Origin of the sequence: Helicobacter pylori oki112 (genome assembly GCF_000600085.1) — a bacterium.
GTDB lineage: Bacteria > Campylobacterota > Campylobacteria > Campylobacterales > Helicobacteraceae > Helicobacter > Helicobacter pylori_CY.
The window spans coordinates 781,901-799,088 of record NZ_CP006821.1; the positions used below are offsets into that span (position 1 = coordinate 781,901).

At 38.9% G+C, this 17,188-nt stretch carries 15 protein-coding genes; 5 read left to right on the plus strand and 10 right to left on the minus strand.

The annotated features are described in order from the left end of the window. Positions 1-136: 136 nt before the first annotated feature. From HPOKI112_RS03765 to ispG, 3 genes are read right to left on the minus strand one after another with little or no spacing between them, the layout of a single operon-like run. Positions 137-1,195, minus strand: a complete 1,059-nt coding sequence (locus HPOKI112_RS03765; protein ID WP_015427777.1) for a tetratricopeptide repeat protein — start codon at positions 1,193-1,195, stop codon at positions 137-139. Between the two features lie 11 nt (positions 1,196-1,206). Then, positions 1,207-2,412 (minus strand): 2,3,4,5-tetrahydropyridine-2,6-carboxylate N-succinyltransferase, encoded by a 1,206-nt coding sequence (locus HPOKI112_RS03770; protein ID WP_025276898.1) that lies wholly within the window; start codon positions 2,410-2,412, stop codon positions 1,207-1,209. Positions 2,413-2,414: 2 nt separating this feature from the next. Then, positions 2,415-3,494, minus strand: a complete 1,080-nt coding sequence (ispG, locus tag HPOKI112_RS03775) for a flavodoxin-dependent (E)-4-hydroxy-3-methylbut-2-enyl-diphosphate synthase (RefSeq protein ID WP_000892473.1) — start codon at positions 3,492-3,494, stop codon at positions 2,415-2,417. A gap of 153 nt (positions 3,495-3,647) precedes the next feature. Between ispG and HPOKI112_RS03780 the strand changes: the two genes are divergently transcribed. The 4 genes from HPOKI112_RS03780 to HPOKI112_RS03795 are packed head-to-tail and all read left to right on the plus strand — an operon-like array spanning position 3,648 to position 8,733. Continuing rightward, the gene (locus HPOKI112_RS03780) at positions 3,648-4,775 is read left to right on the plus strand and encodes a succinyldiaminopimelate transaminase (RefSeq protein ID WP_025275971.1); all 1,128 of its coding nucleotides are present in this window, start codon (positions 3,648-3,650) and stop codon (positions 4,773-4,775) included. Continuing rightward, positions 4,768-6,117, plus strand: coding sequence for a UDP-N-acetylmuramate--L-alanine ligase (gene murC / locus HPOKI112_RS03785; RefSeq protein WP_025309792.1), 1,350 nt, complete (start codon positions 4,768-4,770; stop codon positions 6,115-6,117). The genes HPOKI112_RS03780 and murC overlap by 8 nt, the downstream gene beginning before the upstream one ends. Beyond that, positions 6,117-6,479 (plus strand): hypothetical protein, encoded by a 363-nt coding sequence (locus tag HPOKI112_RS03790; protein ID WP_000500525.1) that lies wholly within the window; start codon positions 6,117-6,119, stop codon positions 6,477-6,479. The genes murC and HPOKI112_RS03790 overlap by 1 nt, the downstream gene beginning before the upstream one ends. A 7-nt stretch (positions 6,480-6,486) precedes the next feature. Next, positions 6,487-8,733 (plus strand): endonuclease MutS2, encoded by a 2,247-nt coding sequence (locus HPOKI112_RS03795; RefSeq protein WP_025309793.1) that lies wholly within the window; start codon positions 6,487-6,489, stop codon positions 8,731-8,733. 139 nt (positions 8,734-8,872) lie between these two features. Here the strand turns inward: HPOKI112_RS03795 and ppa are convergent, their stop codons facing one another. From ppa to HPOKI112_RS03830, 7 genes are read right to left on the minus strand one after another with little or no spacing between them, the layout of a single operon-like run. After that, positions 8,873-9,394, minus strand: a complete 522-nt coding sequence (gene ppa, locus HPOKI112_RS03800) for an inorganic diphosphatase (RefSeq protein ID WP_025309794.1) — start codon at positions 9,392-9,394, stop codon at positions 8,873-8,875. A gap of 51 nt (positions 9,395-9,445) precedes the next feature. Next, positions 9,446-10,168 carry a glycosyltransferase family 25 protein gene (locus tag HPOKI112_RS03805; RefSeq protein ID WP_235181155.1) on the minus strand — a complete coding sequence of 241 codons (723 nt, stop codon included), beginning with the start codon at positions 10,166-10,168 and terminating at the stop codon, positions 9,446-9,448. Between the two features lie 50 nt (positions 10,169-10,218). Next, entirely contained in the window at positions 10,219-10,755 is a 537-nt protein-coding gene (locus HPOKI112_RS03810) for a glycosyltransferase family 25 protein (RefSeq protein ID WP_025309796.1), read from the minus strand. A 52-nt stretch (positions 10,756-10,807) separates the two neighbouring features. Beyond that, positions 10,808-11,806, minus strand: coding sequence for a glycosyltransferase family 25 protein (locus tag HPOKI112_RS03815; RefSeq protein ID WP_025309797.1), 999 nt, complete (start codon positions 11,804-11,806; stop codon positions 10,808-10,810). A 24-nt stretch (positions 11,807-11,830) separates the two neighbouring features. Continuing rightward, positions 11,831-12,406 (minus strand): adenylate kinase, encoded by a 576-nt coding sequence (locus HPOKI112_RS03820; protein ID WP_025276903.1) that lies wholly within the window; start codon positions 12,404-12,406, stop codon positions 11,831-11,833. A gap of 16 nt (positions 12,407-12,422) precedes the next feature. After that, positions 12,423-14,156 (minus strand): aspartate--tRNA ligase, encoded by a 1,734-nt coding sequence (gene aspS / locus HPOKI112_RS03825; RefSeq protein WP_025276904.1) that lies wholly within the window; start codon positions 14,154-14,156, stop codon positions 12,423-12,425. Positions 14,157-14,190: 34 nt separating this feature from the next. Then, complete coding sequence (locus HPOKI112_RS03830; protein ID WP_025276905.1) at positions 14,191-15,132, minus strand: chemotaxis protein; 942 nt, start codon at positions 15,130-15,132, stop codon at positions 14,191-14,193. A gap of 77 nt (positions 15,133-15,209) precedes the next feature. Between HPOKI112_RS03830 and ligA the strand changes: the two genes are divergently transcribed. Then, positions 15,210-17,180, plus strand: coding sequence for an NAD-dependent DNA ligase LigA (gene ligA, locus HPOKI112_RS03835; protein WP_025275981.1), 1,971 nt, complete (start codon positions 15,210-15,212; stop codon positions 17,178-17,180). Positions 17,181-17,188 lie beyond the last annotated feature (8 nt).

Below are 17,188 nucleotides of genomic sequence, written 5' to 3' on the forward strand. Positions count from 1 at the left end.
ATTTATTCAAAAAAATAAAAGAGCTTTGCACAAAGCAAGTAGTAATCTCTTAAAAATGCGATCTTTAGGGGGTTAAGTTAATTGGAGCGAGAATGATTTCAAAATACCCCCCTATCCCCTTAAGAAATTGCTATTACTAGGGTATCTCATAAGAATTGTATGGCATGAACAAGCGCCCGTAATTAGGATTCACGCGCAATAAATGCTCTTTGAAATTCCCGTAATTACGGCAGCTTGACTCAAAACCATTGTCGCACGCATACGAGAATAAATCCAAAGCCCTTTGATCGTCTTGAGGCACGCCTAAGCCCTTTTGATACAGCACGCCTAAATTGTTACAGCTCCCCAAAATCCCCCCATCGCATGCCATTTGGAAATACTTCGCCGCGTAGTGGTTATTCAAAGGAGCCCCTAAATCCCCATTCGCATAAATCCAGCCTAAATTCGCGCACCCCATCATATCCCCAGCGTTACACGCCAAATAATTCAAATCCACTTGACTGAGTTGCGCTTTATCAATGCCATAGATATTATTCACATTAGACATCAAGCCCAGATTATAACACCCCATATCATTCCCATTCTCGCATGAAAATTTATAATAACTTATCGCTTTGTAATAATCTTTTGGGACCCCACTCCCGTTAGCGAACATCCACCCCAAATTATTGCATGCGAGCATATCCCCCCCTTGACAAGCCACCGCATACAATTGCAAAGCGTTTTCTTTATCGTTGGAATCAGCGTTTTTCTTATTTTCATACATTTGAGCCAGATTCGCGCAAGCGGTCGCATCGCCCCCACTGCAACCCATTTCATAATAGCGAGCGGCTTTTAGTCTGTTGGTTTGGATCCCTACCCCATTAGCATACATCGCCCCTACCGCAAAACACCCGGCCGCATTGCCGTTATCGCACGATTGGGAAAAAAGCTTGAAAGCCCCTTGATAATCGCCCTTTTTAGCCAAATCAATACCGGCAGAAAGCTCGGTTTGAGCGTTTTCAGGCGATCCTAATTTGTCTAATAAATTAGAGTTATCGTTTTTAGGGGTGATCTGGGTGTTAGGGTTTGGTGCACCCTTAGCGTTAGCGGGGTTTAATTCAGGGGGCGTGTTTTTTGGGGCTTGATTATTTTCTTCAGCACCGCTAATCTGTAAGACTAAAAAAACAAGCAATAACAAACTTTTTTTGAGCATTCTTTTAATCCTTAATGCAGGTTTTGATTCAACTCAATTTTTTTCACGCTCCTAAAAGCAATCAGCTTACCATTTTGGCTATTGGAGCGAAAATGCACGCCATTTTTTCCGGAAAGCTCTTTACCTTTGTAAAGGTTGTTGGCATGTTTTTCTAAAGCGCTATTCACTTCTAAAAGCTTTTTAAACTCATTTTCTTCAATTTCTATCACGCTCCCGGCTAGTATTGCAACGCCTGCATCCACAATACAGCCATCGCCTAAACTAATGCCGGTAACGCTATTAGCCCCTAGCAAACAATTCTTCCCAATGCTAATGGGGTTGTTATTCCCTCCGCTTAAAACGCCTAAAACGCTCGCACCTCCACCAATATCAGTGCCTTCTCCCACCACCACCGATGAAGAAATGCGCCCCTCATTCATGCACACTCCCATAGCCCCTGCGTTAAAATTCACATAACTAGCCCCAGGCATTTGAGTGTAACCACCGGTCCCCAAATACGCCCCAAAGCGCGTTTTTGAGCTATCCAGTAAGCGGATATTATCAAACTCAGGGATTAATTGCATCAAATAGCGCGGGAATTTATCTATAAAATCAATGCTAGGGAAATGGCCTCGCATTTTTAAAGCCACTTCGTTCATTCTAAGCCATTCTAATTCATAAGGCTTGTTGCCGCTCCAGGCTGCATTAGAAAGCTGGTTAAAAATACCCTCTAAATTCAAACTCCTCAAAGGGGCTTTCCCTAAAGAGAGCGCTAAAAGTTTCATATACGCGCTCTCCACGCTCTCGCAAGGCTTGTCTTCATACAAGATCACCAAGCGATAAAGAGACTCCCCATTATTATTTTTCAAACGATTTTCTTCTAAAGCTTTTAAAAGCTCTAAAACCACTTGAATGTTTTTATGAGCCATTTTATTAGAATAGGCTTCATTCAAAAAGGGCGTATAAAAATCCAGTGCTTTTAACACAAAACTTTCATCAATCTCAATGACGCACTCGCTCGCACTCTCTTTTAGGATTTTTTCTTTTGAAAGCGAGTTGCAAAACACCGCATAAGAGCCTAGATTTTCATCTTTCCAGTTCAAAACGGGGTAAGTGGCACATAAAATCTTTTTGGAAATAGGGGCAATATCCACTCTGGCAATGCCAAAGCCTAAAGGCTCTTTATAGTGGTTAGATTGCTGGTAGTTGCTCACAAAATTTTTAAACTTATTCATCATGCCTAATCCTTTAAACTCTTTTCTCTTTCTTTAGCTAAATTTTCCACTTCTATCACAAAAGTTTCAAACAAATCCTTTTCAGCCAGTTTGTGAATGACTTTACCCTCTTTAATGATCAAACCGCTACGATTCCCAAAAGCAATCGCCATGTCTGCATGCTTGGCTTCACCTAAAGCATTCACCACGCACCCCATCACGCTAATGTCTAAAGGGGTTTTAATGTGGCTTAGGCGTTTTTCTACCTTGCTCGCCATATCCACTAAATTGGCTTCAATGCGCCCGCAAGTGGGGCAAGAAATCCAATTAATCCCTTCTTTCAAGCGCCCGCTATGGCGTAAAATCGCTCTAGCCACTTTGATTTCATTTTCTAATTCCCCTGTGATGGATACGCGCATCGTATCCCCAATGCCCTCCATTAAAAGCCCCCCTAAAGCCATGGCGGATTTGATGCTAGAACTGAAAAGATTACCCGCTTCAGTAACCCCCAAATGGAAAGGATAGATCACAAGAGGGCGTAGCATCCTGTAAGCTTCTATGGTGCGCATCACATCGCTCGCTTTTAAAGAAATCTTAAAATTGGTAAAATCCAAATCTTCTAAAAGTTTGGCGTTATACAAAGCGCTTTCTACCATGCCTTTTGGGGTGGGTCCGTATTTTTGATCAAACTGCTTTTCTAAACTCCCGGCATTCACGCCAATTCTTATAGGAATATTTTTTTCTTTACAAGCATCAACCACCGCTTTGATCTTGTCTTTAGAGCCAATATTTCCGGGGTTAATTCTTATCGCATCCACGCTTTGAGCGGCAATGAGAGCGAATTTATAATGGAAATGGATATCAGCAATTAAGGGCAAAGGAGACACTTTTTTCAATTCTTTTAAGGCTAGGGCGTCCTTTTCATTACTCACCGCTACCCTCACTAAATCAGCCCCGGCGAGTTTGAGTCGGTCAATTTGATTTTTAGTGCTTTCAATATCAGCGGTTTTACTAAAGGTCATGCTTTGCGTGCTAATAGGAGCATCACCCCCTATGGCCACGCCACCGATAAAAATTTGCTTGGTCTTAACTCTATTTTCCAGCATTAAACCTCTTCATCAGTTAAATTCTTATGCTCTATTATACTCTTTTATGCGCTCTCTTTTATGTTCTCTTTCGCTCTTTTTTAGCGCTTTCAATGATAAACGCTTAAATTTTAGATAAGATTAACCATTCCATTTTAAGATTAAAGTAGACCTATGACCTTTGAGCCTTATCCTTTTGAACGATTAAGAGCCTTGTTTAAAGAGATCACCCCTAAAAAAAGGGGGCTAGATTTAGGCATCGGCGAGCCACGATTTGAAACGCCCAAATTCATTCAAGACGCTCTCAAACAGCACACCCATTCGCTCAATATCTACCCTAAAAGCGCGTTTGAAGAGGGTTTGAGAGAGGCTCAAAGGGGTTTTTTTAAACGCCGTTTTAAGATAGAATTGAAAGAAAACGAACTCATCTCCACGCTAGGATCTAGGGAAGTGTTATTCAATTTCCCTAGTTTTGTTTTATTTGACTATCCAAACCCCACTATCGCCTACCCTAACCCCTTTTATCAAATCTATGAAGGATCAGCCCAATTCGCTAGAGCCAAAAGCCTTTTAATGCCTTTAGTTAAAGAAAATGATTTCACGCCAAGCTTGAATGAAAAAGAGTTGCAAGAAGTGGATTTAGTGATCTTAAATTCCCCTAACAACCCCACCGGAAGAACCCTTTCTGTAGAAGAGCTGATTAGTTGGGTCAAACTCGCTTTAAAACATGATTTTATTTTAATTAATGATGAATGCTATAGTGAAATTTATGAAAATACGCCTCCCCCTTCGCTTTTAGAAGCTTGCATGCTTATTAGTAATGAAGCGTTTAAAAATGTTTTAGTGATCCATTCGCTCTCCAAACGCTCTAGCGCTCCAGGGCTAAGGAGTGGTTTTATCGCTGGGGATAGCAGCCTTTTAGAAAAATACAAAGCGTTTCGCACCTATTTAGGCTATACGAGCGCTAATGCGATCCAAAAGGCTAGTGAAATCGCTTGGCTAGATGATGAGCATGCAGAATTTTTCCGCAATATTTATGCGAATAATTTGAAACTGGCGCGAAAAATCTTTAAAGACACGCTCATTTATCCTTATAGTTTTTATGTGTATCTGCCCGTTCAAAACGGCGAAAATTTTGCTAAAAGACTTTATCAAAATGAAGGCATTACTACTTTACCGGCTTTGTATTTAGGGCGTAATCATATCGGCACTGACTATGTGCGTTTAGCCCTTGTCTATGACACCCCCCTTTTAGAAAAGCCTTTAGAAATCATAGAAACTTATCGAGAAAATCATGCTTGAAACCCCAAAAGTTTTACTCAAAAACTTACAAGATTGCAAGATCCATTTCATCGGTATAGGGGGGATTGGCATTTCAGGCTTAGCCAAATACCTTAAAGCGCAAGGGGCTACAATCAGCGGATCTGATATTGCCATAAGCCCTAGCGTTAAGTATTTGAAAGCTTTAGGCGTAGAGGTTAATATCCCGCATGATCCAAAAGCGATCAACCATCAAGATGTCATTATCCATTCAGCCATTATCAAAGAAGACAACACCGAAATACAAAGGGCTAAGGAACTAGAAATCCCTATTTTGTCTCGCAAGGACGCTTTGTATTCTATCCTTAAAGACAAGCGCGTTTTTAGCGTGTGCGGGGCTCATGGAAAAAGCAGTATCACGGCCATGTTGAGCGCGATTTGCCCATCGTTTGGAGCGATTATTGGGGCGCATTCTAAAGAGTTTGATTCCAATGTGCGAGAGAGCGCAAATGATAGCTTAGTTTTTGAAGCCGATGAGAGCGATTCAAGTTTTTTATTTTCTAACCCTTATTGCGCGATTGTGCCTAACACAGAGCCAGAACATTTGGAGCATTATGACCACGATTTAGAACGCTTTTTCTTCGCTTATGAATATTTTTTAGACCATGCTCAAAAAAGAGTGATCTATAAAGAAGATCCTTTTTTAAAAAACTATTCTAAAGACGCCATTGTTTTAGAAAAAAAAGACATTTATAATATCCAATACATTTTAAAAGACGGCGAGCCTTACACTTCATTTGAATTGAAAGATTTGGGGGCTTTTTTGGTGTGGGGGTTAGGCGAACACAACGCCACGAATGCGAGTTTGGCCATTTTAAGCGCTTTAGATGAATTGGATTTAGAAGAAATTAGAAATAATTTGTTGAATTTCAAAGGCATTAAAAAACGCTTTGACATTTTGCAAAAAAACGCGCTCATTCTCATTGATGATTACGCCCACCACCCCACTGAAATCAGCGCCACTTTAAAAAGCGCTAGGATTTATGCTAACTTATTGAACACGCAAGAAAAAATTATAGTCATCTGGCAAGCACACAAATACTCCCGCTTAATGGACAATTTAGAAGAATTTAAAAAATGTTTTTTAGAGCATTGCGACAGATTGATCATTTTACCCGTTTATAGCGCGAGTGAAGTTAAAAGAGATATTGATTTGAAAGCCCATTTTAAGCATTATAACCCCACCTTTATAGACAGGGTGCGTAAAAAGGGGGATTTTTTAGAGCTCTTAGTCAATGATAATGTGGTAGAAACGATTGAAAAAGGCTTTGTGATAGGCTTTGGAGCGGGGGATATTACCTATCAATTAAGAGGCGAAATGTAATGGGTGCAGCAGTTGTTTTATTTTTAACGCTAGTTTTATTGTTTTTAGTTTTAAGGGATTTTGGTTTAGCAAGTCCTAAACAAAAACTTGTAGCTTTTTTAATCGTAGGGATTATAGGGGCAAGCATCAGCGTTTATACTTATCAACAAAACCAACAAAACCAACAAGAAATCGCTTTGCAAAGAGCGTTTTTAAGGGGGGAAACTTTGTTGTGTAAAGGCATTAAAGTCAATAACCAAACCTTTAATTTAGTGAGCGGAACTTTGAGCTTTTTAGGCAAAAAACAAACCCCTATGAAAGATGTTCTTGTGGATTTGGATTCTTGTCAGACGCTCCAAAAAGATCCCTTAATCCAACCCTAATCTAATGATGAATAATAATAATAATACCCTACCCAAACCTCTAGAAGAAAACCTGGATTTAAAAGAGTTTATCGCTCTTTTTAAAACCTTTTTTGCCAAAGAAGGGGGTATCACTCTAGAAAACGATCTCAAGCAAACTTTCACTTATTTAAACGAAGTGGATGCGATCGGTTTGCCTACCCCTAAAAGCGTGAAAGAAAGCGATCTCATTGTTATTAAACTCACCAAATTAGGGACGCTCCATTTAGATGAAATTTTTGAGATTATCAAACGATTGCGCTACATTGTCGTTTTACAAAACGCTTTTAAAACTTTCACGCATTTAAAATTTCATGAACGCCTTAACGCTATTGTCCTGCCCCCTTTTTTTAATGATCTGATCGCTTTATTAGATGATGAAGGAAAGATCAAACAAGGGGCGAACGCTACCCTAGACGCTTTGAATGAAAGCTTGAACCGCCTTAAAAAAGAGAGTATAAAAATCATTCACCATTACGCCCACTCTAAAGAGCTTGCCCCTTATTTAGTGGATACGCAAAGCCACCTTAAGCATGGCTATGAATGCCTTTTATTAAAGAGCGGGTTTTCTAGCGCAATTAAAGGCGTTGTGCTAGAAAGGAGCGCTAATGGTTATTTCTATCTTTTGCCTGAAAGCGCGCAAAAAATCGTGCAAAAAATCGCGCAAATTGATAATGAAATAGATTGCTGTATTGTTGAAATGTGCCAAACTCTAAGCCATAGCTTGCAAAAACACCTTTTATTTTTAAAATTCCTTTTTAAAGAATTTGATTTTTTAGACAGCTTGCAAGCCAGACTTAATTTCGCTAAAGCTTACAATTTAGAATTTGTCATGCCAAGCTTTACTCAAAAAAAAATGGTTTTAGAAAACTTTTCACACCCCATTTTAAAAGAACCAAAGCCCTTAAATTTGAAGTTTGAAAAATCCATGCTCGCTGTTACCGGCGTGAATGCGGGCGGGAAAACCATGCTCTTAAAATCGCTTTTAAGCGCGGCTTTTTTAAGCAAACATCTCATTCCTATGAAAATCAACGCCCATCATTCCATTATCCCCTATTTTAAAGAAATCCACGCCATTATTAATGACCCCCAAAACAGCGCGAACAATATTTCTACTTTTGCCGGTAGAATGAAGCAATTTAGCGCTCTTTTATCCAAAGAAAACATGCTTTTAGGCGTTGATGAAATAGAGCTAGGGACTGACGCTGATGAAGCGAGCAGCTTGTATAAAACCCTGTTAGAAAAATTGCTTAAACAAAACAACCAAATCATTATCACCACGCACCACAAACGCTTAAGCGTGTTAATGGCAGAAAACAAGGAAGTGGAATTACTAGCCGCTCTTTATGATGAGGAAAAAGAACGGCCCACTTACACTTTTTTAAAAGGGGTTATTGGCAAAAGCTATGCGTTTGAAACCGCTTTGCGCTATGGCGTGCCGCATTTTTTGATTGAAAAAGCGAAAGCCTTCTATGGCGAAGATAAGGAAAAATTGAATGTTTTGATTGAAAATTCCAGCGCGCTAGAAAGGGAATTAAAACAAAAAAATGAAAGCTTAGAGAACGCTTTAAAAGAGCAAGAAGATTTAAAAAACGCATGGCTTTTAGAAATGGAAAAACAAAAAGAAATCTTTCACCATAAAAAATTGGAATTGGAAAAATCCTACCAGCAAGCCCTAAACATCTTAAAAAGCGAAGTCGCTTCAAAAGATACCAGCTCCATGCATAAAGAAATCCATAAAGCGAGCGAGATTTTAAACAAGCATAAAACAGACCAGGAAATCCCACAAACGATAACAAGCTTTCAAATTAACGAAAAAGCGCGCTATAAAAATGAAAGCGTGATGGTTATACAAATTTTAGACAAGGGCTATTATTTGATAGAAACCGAGCTTGGCATGCGTTTAAAAGCACATGGGAGTTGGTTGAAAAAAATCCAAAAACCCCCTAAAAACAAATTCAAACCCCCTAAAACAACCATTCCTAAACCCAAAGAAGCGAGCTTGCGCCTTGATTTAAGGGGGCAACGCAGCGAAGAAGCCTTGGATTTACTAGACGCTTTTTTAAACGACGCGCTTTTAGGGGGCTTTGAAGAAGTGCTTATTTGCCATGGCAAGGGGAGCGGGATTTTAGAAAAGTTCGTGAAAGAATTTCTAAAAAACCACCCTAAAGTGGTGAGCTTTAGCGACGCTCCCATTAATTTAGGCGGTAGTGGGGTTAAAATCGTTAAATTGTAGTTTTTGGCGCTTTTTTATGGGGAATATAAAAATCCGCTTTAAACTACCCTATTTTACACCAACGCCCAATGAGGACAAAGCCTTTTAAAAGAGCGTTGAAAAGAGGTTTAAGCTTAATTGAGCCAAAACCCTTAAATCTTTAGCCTTGATAGGCTTTTATGGCTTTCTCTAAAACCTTAATCGCGCTCTCTTTGTTTTCAAACCCCTTGACTTTCACCCATTTATTAGGCTCTAAATCCTTGTAAGTTTCAAAAAAATGTTTGATTTTATCTAAAGTGTGTTTGGATAAATCATCAATATCTTTGACATAGGAATGCGTGGGATCAATCTTATCTATGGGTAGAGCGAGTAATTTTTCATCCACTCCGCTTTCATCTTCCATGTTCAAAACCCCAACCAAGCGCGCTTTCACCACGCTCCCGGCTTGAAAAGCCACATCGCTTAAAACAAGCACATCTACAGGGTCGCCATCAGATCCTAAAGTGTTAGGCACAAAGCCATAATTTGCGGGGTAATTTTGCGCCCCATAAAGCACCCTATCCACCATTAAAGCCCCGCTTTCTTTATCCAGTTCATACTTGATATTAGAATGCTTGGATATTTCAATCACCACGCACAAAGCGTTAGCGTCATGGCTAATTTCTAGTTTTTCTAAATTCATTGCAATCTCCTTTAATAAAAAAGACTTATTCTAACATAAAGCCCGCTCTTTTTAAACCTCTTTAGGGGTTTTTAAAGGAGCGTATTGTTTGCTGTATTTGTGAAAGGCTTTTAAGCACTTTTTGGTGTTTAATTGATCATAAAAAAGATTATCAAAATAAGATTTTTTAGGGGGCTTTAATGAAATATCAGGCTTTTTCGCATTTTGGATGGTGCTATTGAAAGCATGCTTATTTAAAGAAACAGGGCAAGGCACATAGGTAAAATTAGCAATATCATGGTAAGTGGGGTTGTTTATGAACATATCCACCGGCTCTATGATTTTAAAACGCTCCGTAGCCTCTATAAAAGTTTTAGCGCCCTTAGGGGTTAAGTAGTAGCCGGCTGTAGTAGAAACATACACGCTGGTGAGATAAAAATGCTCTAAAAAAAAGGCTTCTTTTTCACTATCAGCACGCCTTTCCCAAAAGGTCTCTTTGATATTTGTTTCTTTTGCTAATAAGGATTCGTATTTTCCTGTGAGTTCATCGTATTTTCCTGTGAGTTCATCGTATTTTCCTGTGAGTTCATCGTATTTTCCTGTGAGTTCATCGTATTTTCCTGTGAGTTCATCGTATTTTCCTGTGAGTTCATCGTATTTTCCTGTGAGTTCATCGTATTTGGCCACGAGTTTCTTATACACTTCTGTCCGAGCTAAAATATTTCCAATGAAGTGGTTGAGTTTTCTTTTAATTTTTTTAAAAACCACTTGATTAAAAGAGATTTTTGGGGGCACTATTTTGCAAGGATCGGATGGTTCTTTAGGGTTTTGTTGCGTTTTAATAATCAAATCTTGTTGCGTATCTTGTGCGGGATTGGGGGGGGGGGGGTAACTTCATGGTTTTCAATAAGCACTTCAGCCTCTTCAGCCTCTGTATAGATAGGGAGAGCGCACAAATTGGTTTTATGGCCTCCCCAATAATGCCCATAGAGTCTCACAAAATCAAAAGGGCTTTTCAAGCAATCTTCTAAGGCTTGCATAAAGTTAAATTCTAGTGCTACATCATCTTCTAAAATGACGACGGGTTGGTTTGTGTTAACGCATTCTTTCCATAAAAGATAATGGCTTAAATAGCACCCAAATTCTTGGGGTAACAATTCTTGATAACAATAATCAGAATGGAACCAATCGGATTTTAACATGCTTTGCGCATCATAAAGCTCTTGAACGAATTTTTCAAAATCTTCGTGTTTGGGGCTAATAGCGTCAAAGATTTGAAAAACACAACGCCCTTTAAATTTTTCATTGGATTCTAAAACGAGTTTTTCAGTATCCAAACGCCTTTGACTTTCTTTTAACGAGATGATATAAACTTGTATCAAATGAACTCCTAAATATGGTATTCCATTCTACCATAAAGTTTTTTCATTCTTTTTAAACCTCTTTAGGGGTTTTTAAATGATCGTATTGTTTGCTGTATTTGTGAAAGGCTCTTAAACGCTTTTTAGCGTTGAGGCTATAAAAGAAAAGCTCCCTAAAAGTTGATTTTTTAGGCGGAGGCGGGTAAGATTTCAAGCTCTTTTTTTGGGGCTTTTGAATGGTGCTGTCTAAAGAATGCTCGCTTAAAGAAACAGGGCAAGGCACATAAGTCAGATTCGCCACATCATGATAAGCAGAATTATCCATAAACATATCCACCGGCTCTATGATTTTAAAACGCTCCGTGGCTTCTATAAAAGTTTTAGCGCCCTTAGGGGTTAAGTAATAACCGGCTGTAGAAGCCACATACACGCTGGTGAGGTAAAAATGCTCTAAAAAAAAGGCTTCTTTTTCATGCGTTGCGTAATAGCTTTTTTGTATTTTTTTGAGAATATAGTGGATGACTTTATGGGTAGAAAGATTCAAAAATCTAGAAACATCAAAAAATTTTTTAAATTTTTCTAAAATAGGGTTATTTTTAAAAGGATAATCAAAGGGAGGAAATACAAATTCTTTGGGTAAAACATGGAATTTTGTCTCGTGGTAATACCAATAGCACCCATAGAGTCTCACAAAATCAAAAGGGCTTTTCAAGCAATCTTCTAAGGCTTGCATGAAATTAGACTCTAAGGCTACATCATCTTCTAAAATAACGACCGGTTGGTTTAATTTGACGCATTCTTTCCACAAAAGATAATGGCTTAAATAGCACCCTAATTCAGGCAAAGTCAAACCAGCGCCAACATAAGAATGATACCAATCAGATTGCAATAAACTTTGAGCGTCATAAAGCTCTTGAAGTAATTTTTCAAAATCTTGATGTTTAGGGCTAATAGCGTCAAAGATTTGGAAAACACAACGGCCTTTAAATTTTTCATTGGATTCTAAAACGAGTTTTTCAGTATCCAAACGCCTTTGACTTTCTTTTAAAGAAATGATATAGACAGAAATCACAGATCATTCTCTTTGGAACGCATTTTAATTCGCAAAAGACAAAATATATTTTTGCATTTCATTCACGATTTCTTCAATGCTTCTCTCCCCATCGATCGCTTTATACACCTTCTTATTCTTGTAAAAATTTTGGATCTCGCCCAACGGATCCAAAAACACCCGCATGCGGTTATGAAACACCACCTCGTTGTCATCAGCCCCCCTAGAGCGCCCTAAAACCCTTTCTTTAGCGGTATTTTCACTCACTTTTACTTCAATCACGCTTTTTAAGATCACTTCGTTTTGAGCGTTCAATTCCTTATCCAAAGCCTGCATTTGTTCCACGCTCCTAGGATAGCCATCAATTAAAATGATCCCTTTGCTAGAACTTTTAATCGCTGCAAGGATCGTTTCTACCACAATTTCTAAAGGCACTAATTCGCCTTGAGAAGTGAATTTCTCAATCAATAAGCCTCGCTCAGTCTTTTTAGCGCTCTCAGCCCTTAGTAAATCCCCAGTAGAAAAATGAGCGATTGTTTCGCTGTTATTCTTAGCGATAAGCTCTGCATCAGTGGTTTTACCACTCCCTGGGGCTCCAATAATCAAAAATAGCTGTTTCATATCATATCCTTTTAAATTATTTTCTCAAGCGAATGTGTAATTCTCTTAGTTGCTCTTCATTAATGGGGCTAGGCGCATTCGTCAATAAGCATGAAGCTTTTTGCGTTTTAGGGAAAGCGATCACATCTCTAATGCTATGAGATTTGGTCATTAGCATGATCAAGCGATCAAAGCCTATCGCAAAGCCCCCATGAGGAGGAGCGCCAAATTTTAGTGCTTCTAATAAAAAGCCAAATTTCTTTTGCGCTTCCTCTTCGTGGATATTGATCTTTTCAAAGACTTTTTTTTGCATTTCTTCTTTATGAATCCTAATGCTCCCCCCACCAAGCTCCACGCCATTAAGCACCACATCATACGCATGCGCTTCAACCTCTTCTATATCTTCGCATTCTATATTTTTAGGCATCGTAAAGGGGTGGTGCGCGGCATGATAGCCGTTTTCGGTTTTTTCAAACATGGGGAAATTGACTACCCATAAGAAATTCAAAGCGTCTTTATCAATCAAATCAAGCGTTTCAGCCACCTTCAAGCGCAAGCGCCCCATGTAATCTAACACGATTTTTTTATCCCCAGCTCCAAAAAAGACAATATCCCCAGTTTTTGCACCAGTTTTTTCTAAAATATTCTTAAGCCCCTTTTCGCTCAAAAATTTAACTAAAGGCCCTTTAATTTCATCTTCTTTAATCTGCAAATACGCTAAGCCTTGAGCCCCAAATTGGCGCACAAATTCTTCTAATTCTTTTAAAACGCTGCGGCTAAAAATCGCATCAGCCCCCTTAACGTTCAAAGCTTTGATGCGTTGGTTTTTAGGATCTTTTGCGATATTAGAAAAAATAGCGTTTGAGCTGTCCATAAAACAATCCCCCACTTCTATTAAGGGCAATTCAAAGCGTAAATCCGGTTTATCGCTCCCGTAATTTTCCATCGCTTCCTTATAAGGCATGCGTTTAAAAGGTGTAGAAATAGTATGCCCAATCGCTTTAAAAATCTCTTGCAACAAATCTTCCACCACGCCCATCACATCATTTTCATCACAAAAACTCATTTCCGCATCAATCTGCGTGAATTCTGGCTGCCTGTCCGCCCTCAAATCTTCATCTCTAAAACAACGAGCGATTTGAAAATACCTGTCCATTCCCCCCACCATTAAAAGCTGTTTGAACAATTGCGGGCTTTGAGGGAGCGCGAAAAATTCGCCCTCATGCACCCTGCTTGGCACTAAATAATCCCTAGCCCCCTCAGGCGTGGTTTTAGACAAAATGGGGGTTTCAATCTCTAAAAAGCCCTTTTGAGCTAAAGCGTTACGAGTAATTAAAGCCACTTCGCTGCGCAATTTAAAGATTTCATAAGCACTCAAAGAGCGCAAATCCAAATAGCGGTATTTCAAGCGCAAATCTTCATTCACGCTTTTATTGCCGATTTCAATCGGTGGGGTAGCGCTTTTATTTTCAATGACTAACTCTTCTAAAACAATTTCAATTTTACCCGTTTTTAGTTTAGGGTTTTCTAAATCAGGCCCTCTTAAACGCGCTTTTCCTTTAGCCACTAGCACAAATTCACTCCTGACTTCTAAAGCCTTTTCATAAGCCTTAGAGCTAGGATCACAAACCAGTTGTACTAAACCGCTCTTATCCCTTAAATCAATAAAAACCACGCCTCCATGGTCTCTATAAGTGTTACACCACCCGGCCACTTTGATGGTTTTACCCACATCTTTTTCACTAATTTCTGTGCAGAAATGACTTCGCATGTTTTATCCCTTTAAATTAAAACAAAAATTAAATTTATGAAAGCGTTTTTTTAAGCATTTCATGGATTTCAAGAATGTTAGATTTTACCACAAAACCATCCGCTTCTAAAGATTGGGCTAACTGGCGGTTAGAATCGCTGCTCATGGACGAATTGATAATCACAGGAAGATGCTCAGTTCTATGATCAGCTTTAATGGTTTTTAACACTTCAAACCCTGAAATAACGGGCATTTCTAAATCCGTAATGACCACGCCAACTTGTTGGTAATGTTCTTTTTCATACAAATAATCCAACAATTCCCTCCCGTTTGGAAAGGCTAAATAACGCAATTCTAAAGTTTGAACGATTTTTTCTAGGGTTTTAAGAGCGCTCAAGGAATCTTCAGCGATTAAAATGAGTTTTTGGCTTTGAATGGCTTCTATGCAACGCAAAGTCAAATCGTCTAAATCTTTCAAGCTAGGGAAAACATCGCTAATCATTTTTTCCACATCTAAGATCTGCACCACTCGTTCTTCATCAAAACGGGTGATAGCGCTAAGCTTACTCTCTTCATTAATGCCTTGTTTGTCCCCAGCGCTAATCTCAGACCAATTTTTATGGATGATCCTTTCAATTTTTAAAACCTTTAGAGCGATGGAATGGTTAGAAAAATGGCACACAATCACCAAATTATGGTCATCTTTAACGCTGCATTCTTTTAAATCACGGCTCGGATCATTAGCGTTATAATGCAACCACCTTTTCACATCCACTAAAGGAATGGATTCGCCCCTAACGCTAAGAAACCCGAGCATCACGCCATCGCTCCCCCCAAGAATCTCTGTAACCTCCCCGTCATAATGGATAATTTCTCGGATCTTAAAAATATTCATGCCATAAAGTTGGGCGTCTTTTTTTTCATCTAATCTAAAGCACAGAAATTGTGCTTCGTTGTTTAAGTGTAACGAAGTCGTTTTGTCAATGTCTCTTACCACCTATTTTCCCCTAAAGCCCTATCAAAGATTAAATGTTATAATACTACCCTAATTTAGTTTAAAAGGTTTTTACAAAAATGATAAAAAGCCAAAAAGAATATTTAGAAAGAATTGAATATTTAAACACCCTATCGCACCATTATTACAACCTTGATGAGTCAATCGTAAGCGATGCGATCTATGATGAACTTTACCAAGAATTAAAAGCTTATGAAGAAAAAAACCCTAATGACATTCAAGCTAATTCCCCTACCCAAAAAGTGGGGGCTACTACCACCAATCCGTTCAATAAAAACCCCCATTTAATGCGGATGTGGAGCTTAGATGATGTGTTCAATCAAAACGAATTGCAGGCGTGGTTGCAACGCATTTTAAAAACCTACCCTAGCGCTTCGTTCGTGTGTTCGCCCAAACTTGATGGGGTTTCGCTCAATCTTTTGTATCAACATGGCAAGTTAGTGAAGGCGACCACTAGGGGTAATGGCTTAGAAGGAGAGCTTGTTACCCACAACGCTAAACACATCGCTAATATCCCCCATTCTATCGCTTATAATGGAGAAATAGAAATCAGAGGCGAAGTGATCATTTCTAAAAAGGATTTTGACGCTTTAAACAAAGAGCGCTTAAACGCTAATGAACCCCTATTCGCTAACCCTAGAAATGCCGCATCAGGGAGTTTGAGGCAACTTGATAGCGAAATCACTAAAAAGCGTAAATTGCAATTCATTCCTTGGGGCGTGGGCAAGCATTCTTTAAATTTTTTAAGCTTTAAGGAGTGTTTGGATTTTATCGTCTCGCTGGGTTTTAATTCTATTCAATACTTAAGCCTAAACAAAAACCACCAAGAAATAGAAGACAATTACCACACCCTGATTAGAGAAAGGGAGGGCTTTTTTGCCCTTTTAGACGGCATGGTGATCGTTGTGAATGAATTGGATATTCAAAAAGAGCTAGGCTACACGCAAAAATCCCCTAAATTCGCTTGCGCTTATAAATTCCCGGCTTTAGAAAAACACACCAAAATCATAGGAGTCATTAACCAAGTGGGGCGCAGCGGGGCGATCACACCGGTCGCTCTTTTAGAGCCTGTAGAAATTGCTGGAGCCATGATTACTAAAGCGACCTTACACAATTATTCTGAAATTGAAAAAAAGAATATCATGCTCAATGATAGGGTTGTCGTCATTAGAAGTGGCGATGTGATCCCTAAAATCATCAAACCTTTAGAAACTTATAGAGACGGCTCACAACACAAAATTGAACGCCCCAAAGTTTGCCCTATATGCTCGCATGAGCTTTTATGCGAAGAGATTTTTACTTATTGTCAAAACCTTAATTGCCCGGCAAGGTTGAAAGAAAGCTTGATTCATTTCGCTTCTAAGGACGCTTTAAACATTCAAGGCTTAGGCGATAAAGTCATAGAGCAACTTTTTGAAGAAAAACTCATTGTTAACGCTTTGGATTTGTATGCTTTAAAATTAGAAGATTTAATGCGGCTAGAAAAATTCAAAATCAAAAAAGCTCAAAATCTATTAGACGCTATTCAAAAGAGCAAAAACTCTCCCTTATGGCGTTTGATTAACGCTTTAGGGATTGAGCATATTGGTAAGGGAGCGAGTAAAACGCTGGCCAAATACGGCTTAAATGTGTTAGAAAAAAGCGAAGCCGAGTTTTTAGAAATGGAAGGCTTTGGGGTGGAAATGGCGCACTCTTTAGTCAATTTTTATGCGAGCAATCAGGAATTTATCCGATCGTTATTTGATTTGTTAAACCCTAAAAACAGCGATATGGCTGAAGAAAAGCAAAAAAGCTCTTCTGTTTTCAATAATAAAACGATTGTTTTAACCGGCACGCTTTCTAAACCACGGCAAGAATACGCTCAAACATTAGAAAATTTAGGGGCAAAAATTGCTTCAAGCGTGAGCGCTAAAACCGATTTTTTAATCGCTGGAGAAAACCCCGGCTCAAAACTCGCTCTAGCAAAAAAACATGGCGTGAGCGTTTTGAATGAAGAAGAATTGTTAAAGCGCCTTAAAGAATTGGATTAAAATTAAAA

What these genes read in the sequence shown, in the direction of transcription:
- ligA (WP_025275981.1), top strand. Translation starts at nt 15,210, where the DNA reads ATGATAAAAAGCCAAAAAGAATATTTAGAAAGAATTGAATATTTAAAC.
- HPOKI112_RS03770 (WP_025276898.1), bottom strand. Translation starts at nt 2,412, where the DNA reads ATGATGAATAAGTTTAAAAATTTTGTGAGCAACTACCAGCAATCTAAC.
- HPOKI112_RS03820 (WP_025276903.1), bottom strand. Translation starts at nt 12,406, where the DNA reads ATGAAACAGCTATTTTTGATTATTGGAGCCCCAGGGAGTGGTAAAACC.
- HPOKI112_RS03790 (WP_000500525.1), top strand. Translation starts at nt 6,117, where the DNA reads ATGGGTGCAGCAGTTGTTTTATTTTTAACGCTAGTTTTATTGTTTTTA.
- HPOKI112_RS03765 (WP_015427777.1), bottom strand. Translation starts at nt 1,195, where the DNA reads ATGCTCAAAAAAAGTTTGTTATTGCTTGTTTTTTTAGTCTTACAGATT.
- aspS (WP_025276904.1), bottom strand. Translation starts at nt 14,156, where the DNA reads ATGCGAAGTCATTTCTGCACAGAAATTAGTGAAAAAGATGTGGGTAAA.
- ispG (WP_000892473.1), bottom strand. Translation starts at nt 3,494, where the DNA reads ATGCTGGAAAATAGAGTTAAGACCAAGCAAATTTTTATCGGTGGCGTG.
- HPOKI112_RS03780 (WP_025275971.1), top strand. Translation starts at nt 3,648, where the DNA reads ATGACCTTTGAGCCTTATCCTTTTGAACGATTAAGAGCCTTGTTTAAA.
- ppa (WP_025309794.1), bottom strand. Translation starts at nt 9,394, where the DNA reads ATGAATTTAGAAAAACTAGAAATTAGCCATGACGCTAACGCTTTGTGC.
- murC (WP_025309792.1), top strand. Translation starts at nt 4,768, where the DNA reads ATGCTTGAAACCCCAAAAGTTTTACTCAAAAACTTACAAGATTGCAAG.
- HPOKI112_RS03795 (WP_025309793.1), top strand. Translation starts at nt 6,487, where the DNA reads ATGAATAATAATAATAATACCCTACCCAAACCTCTAGAAGAAAACCTG.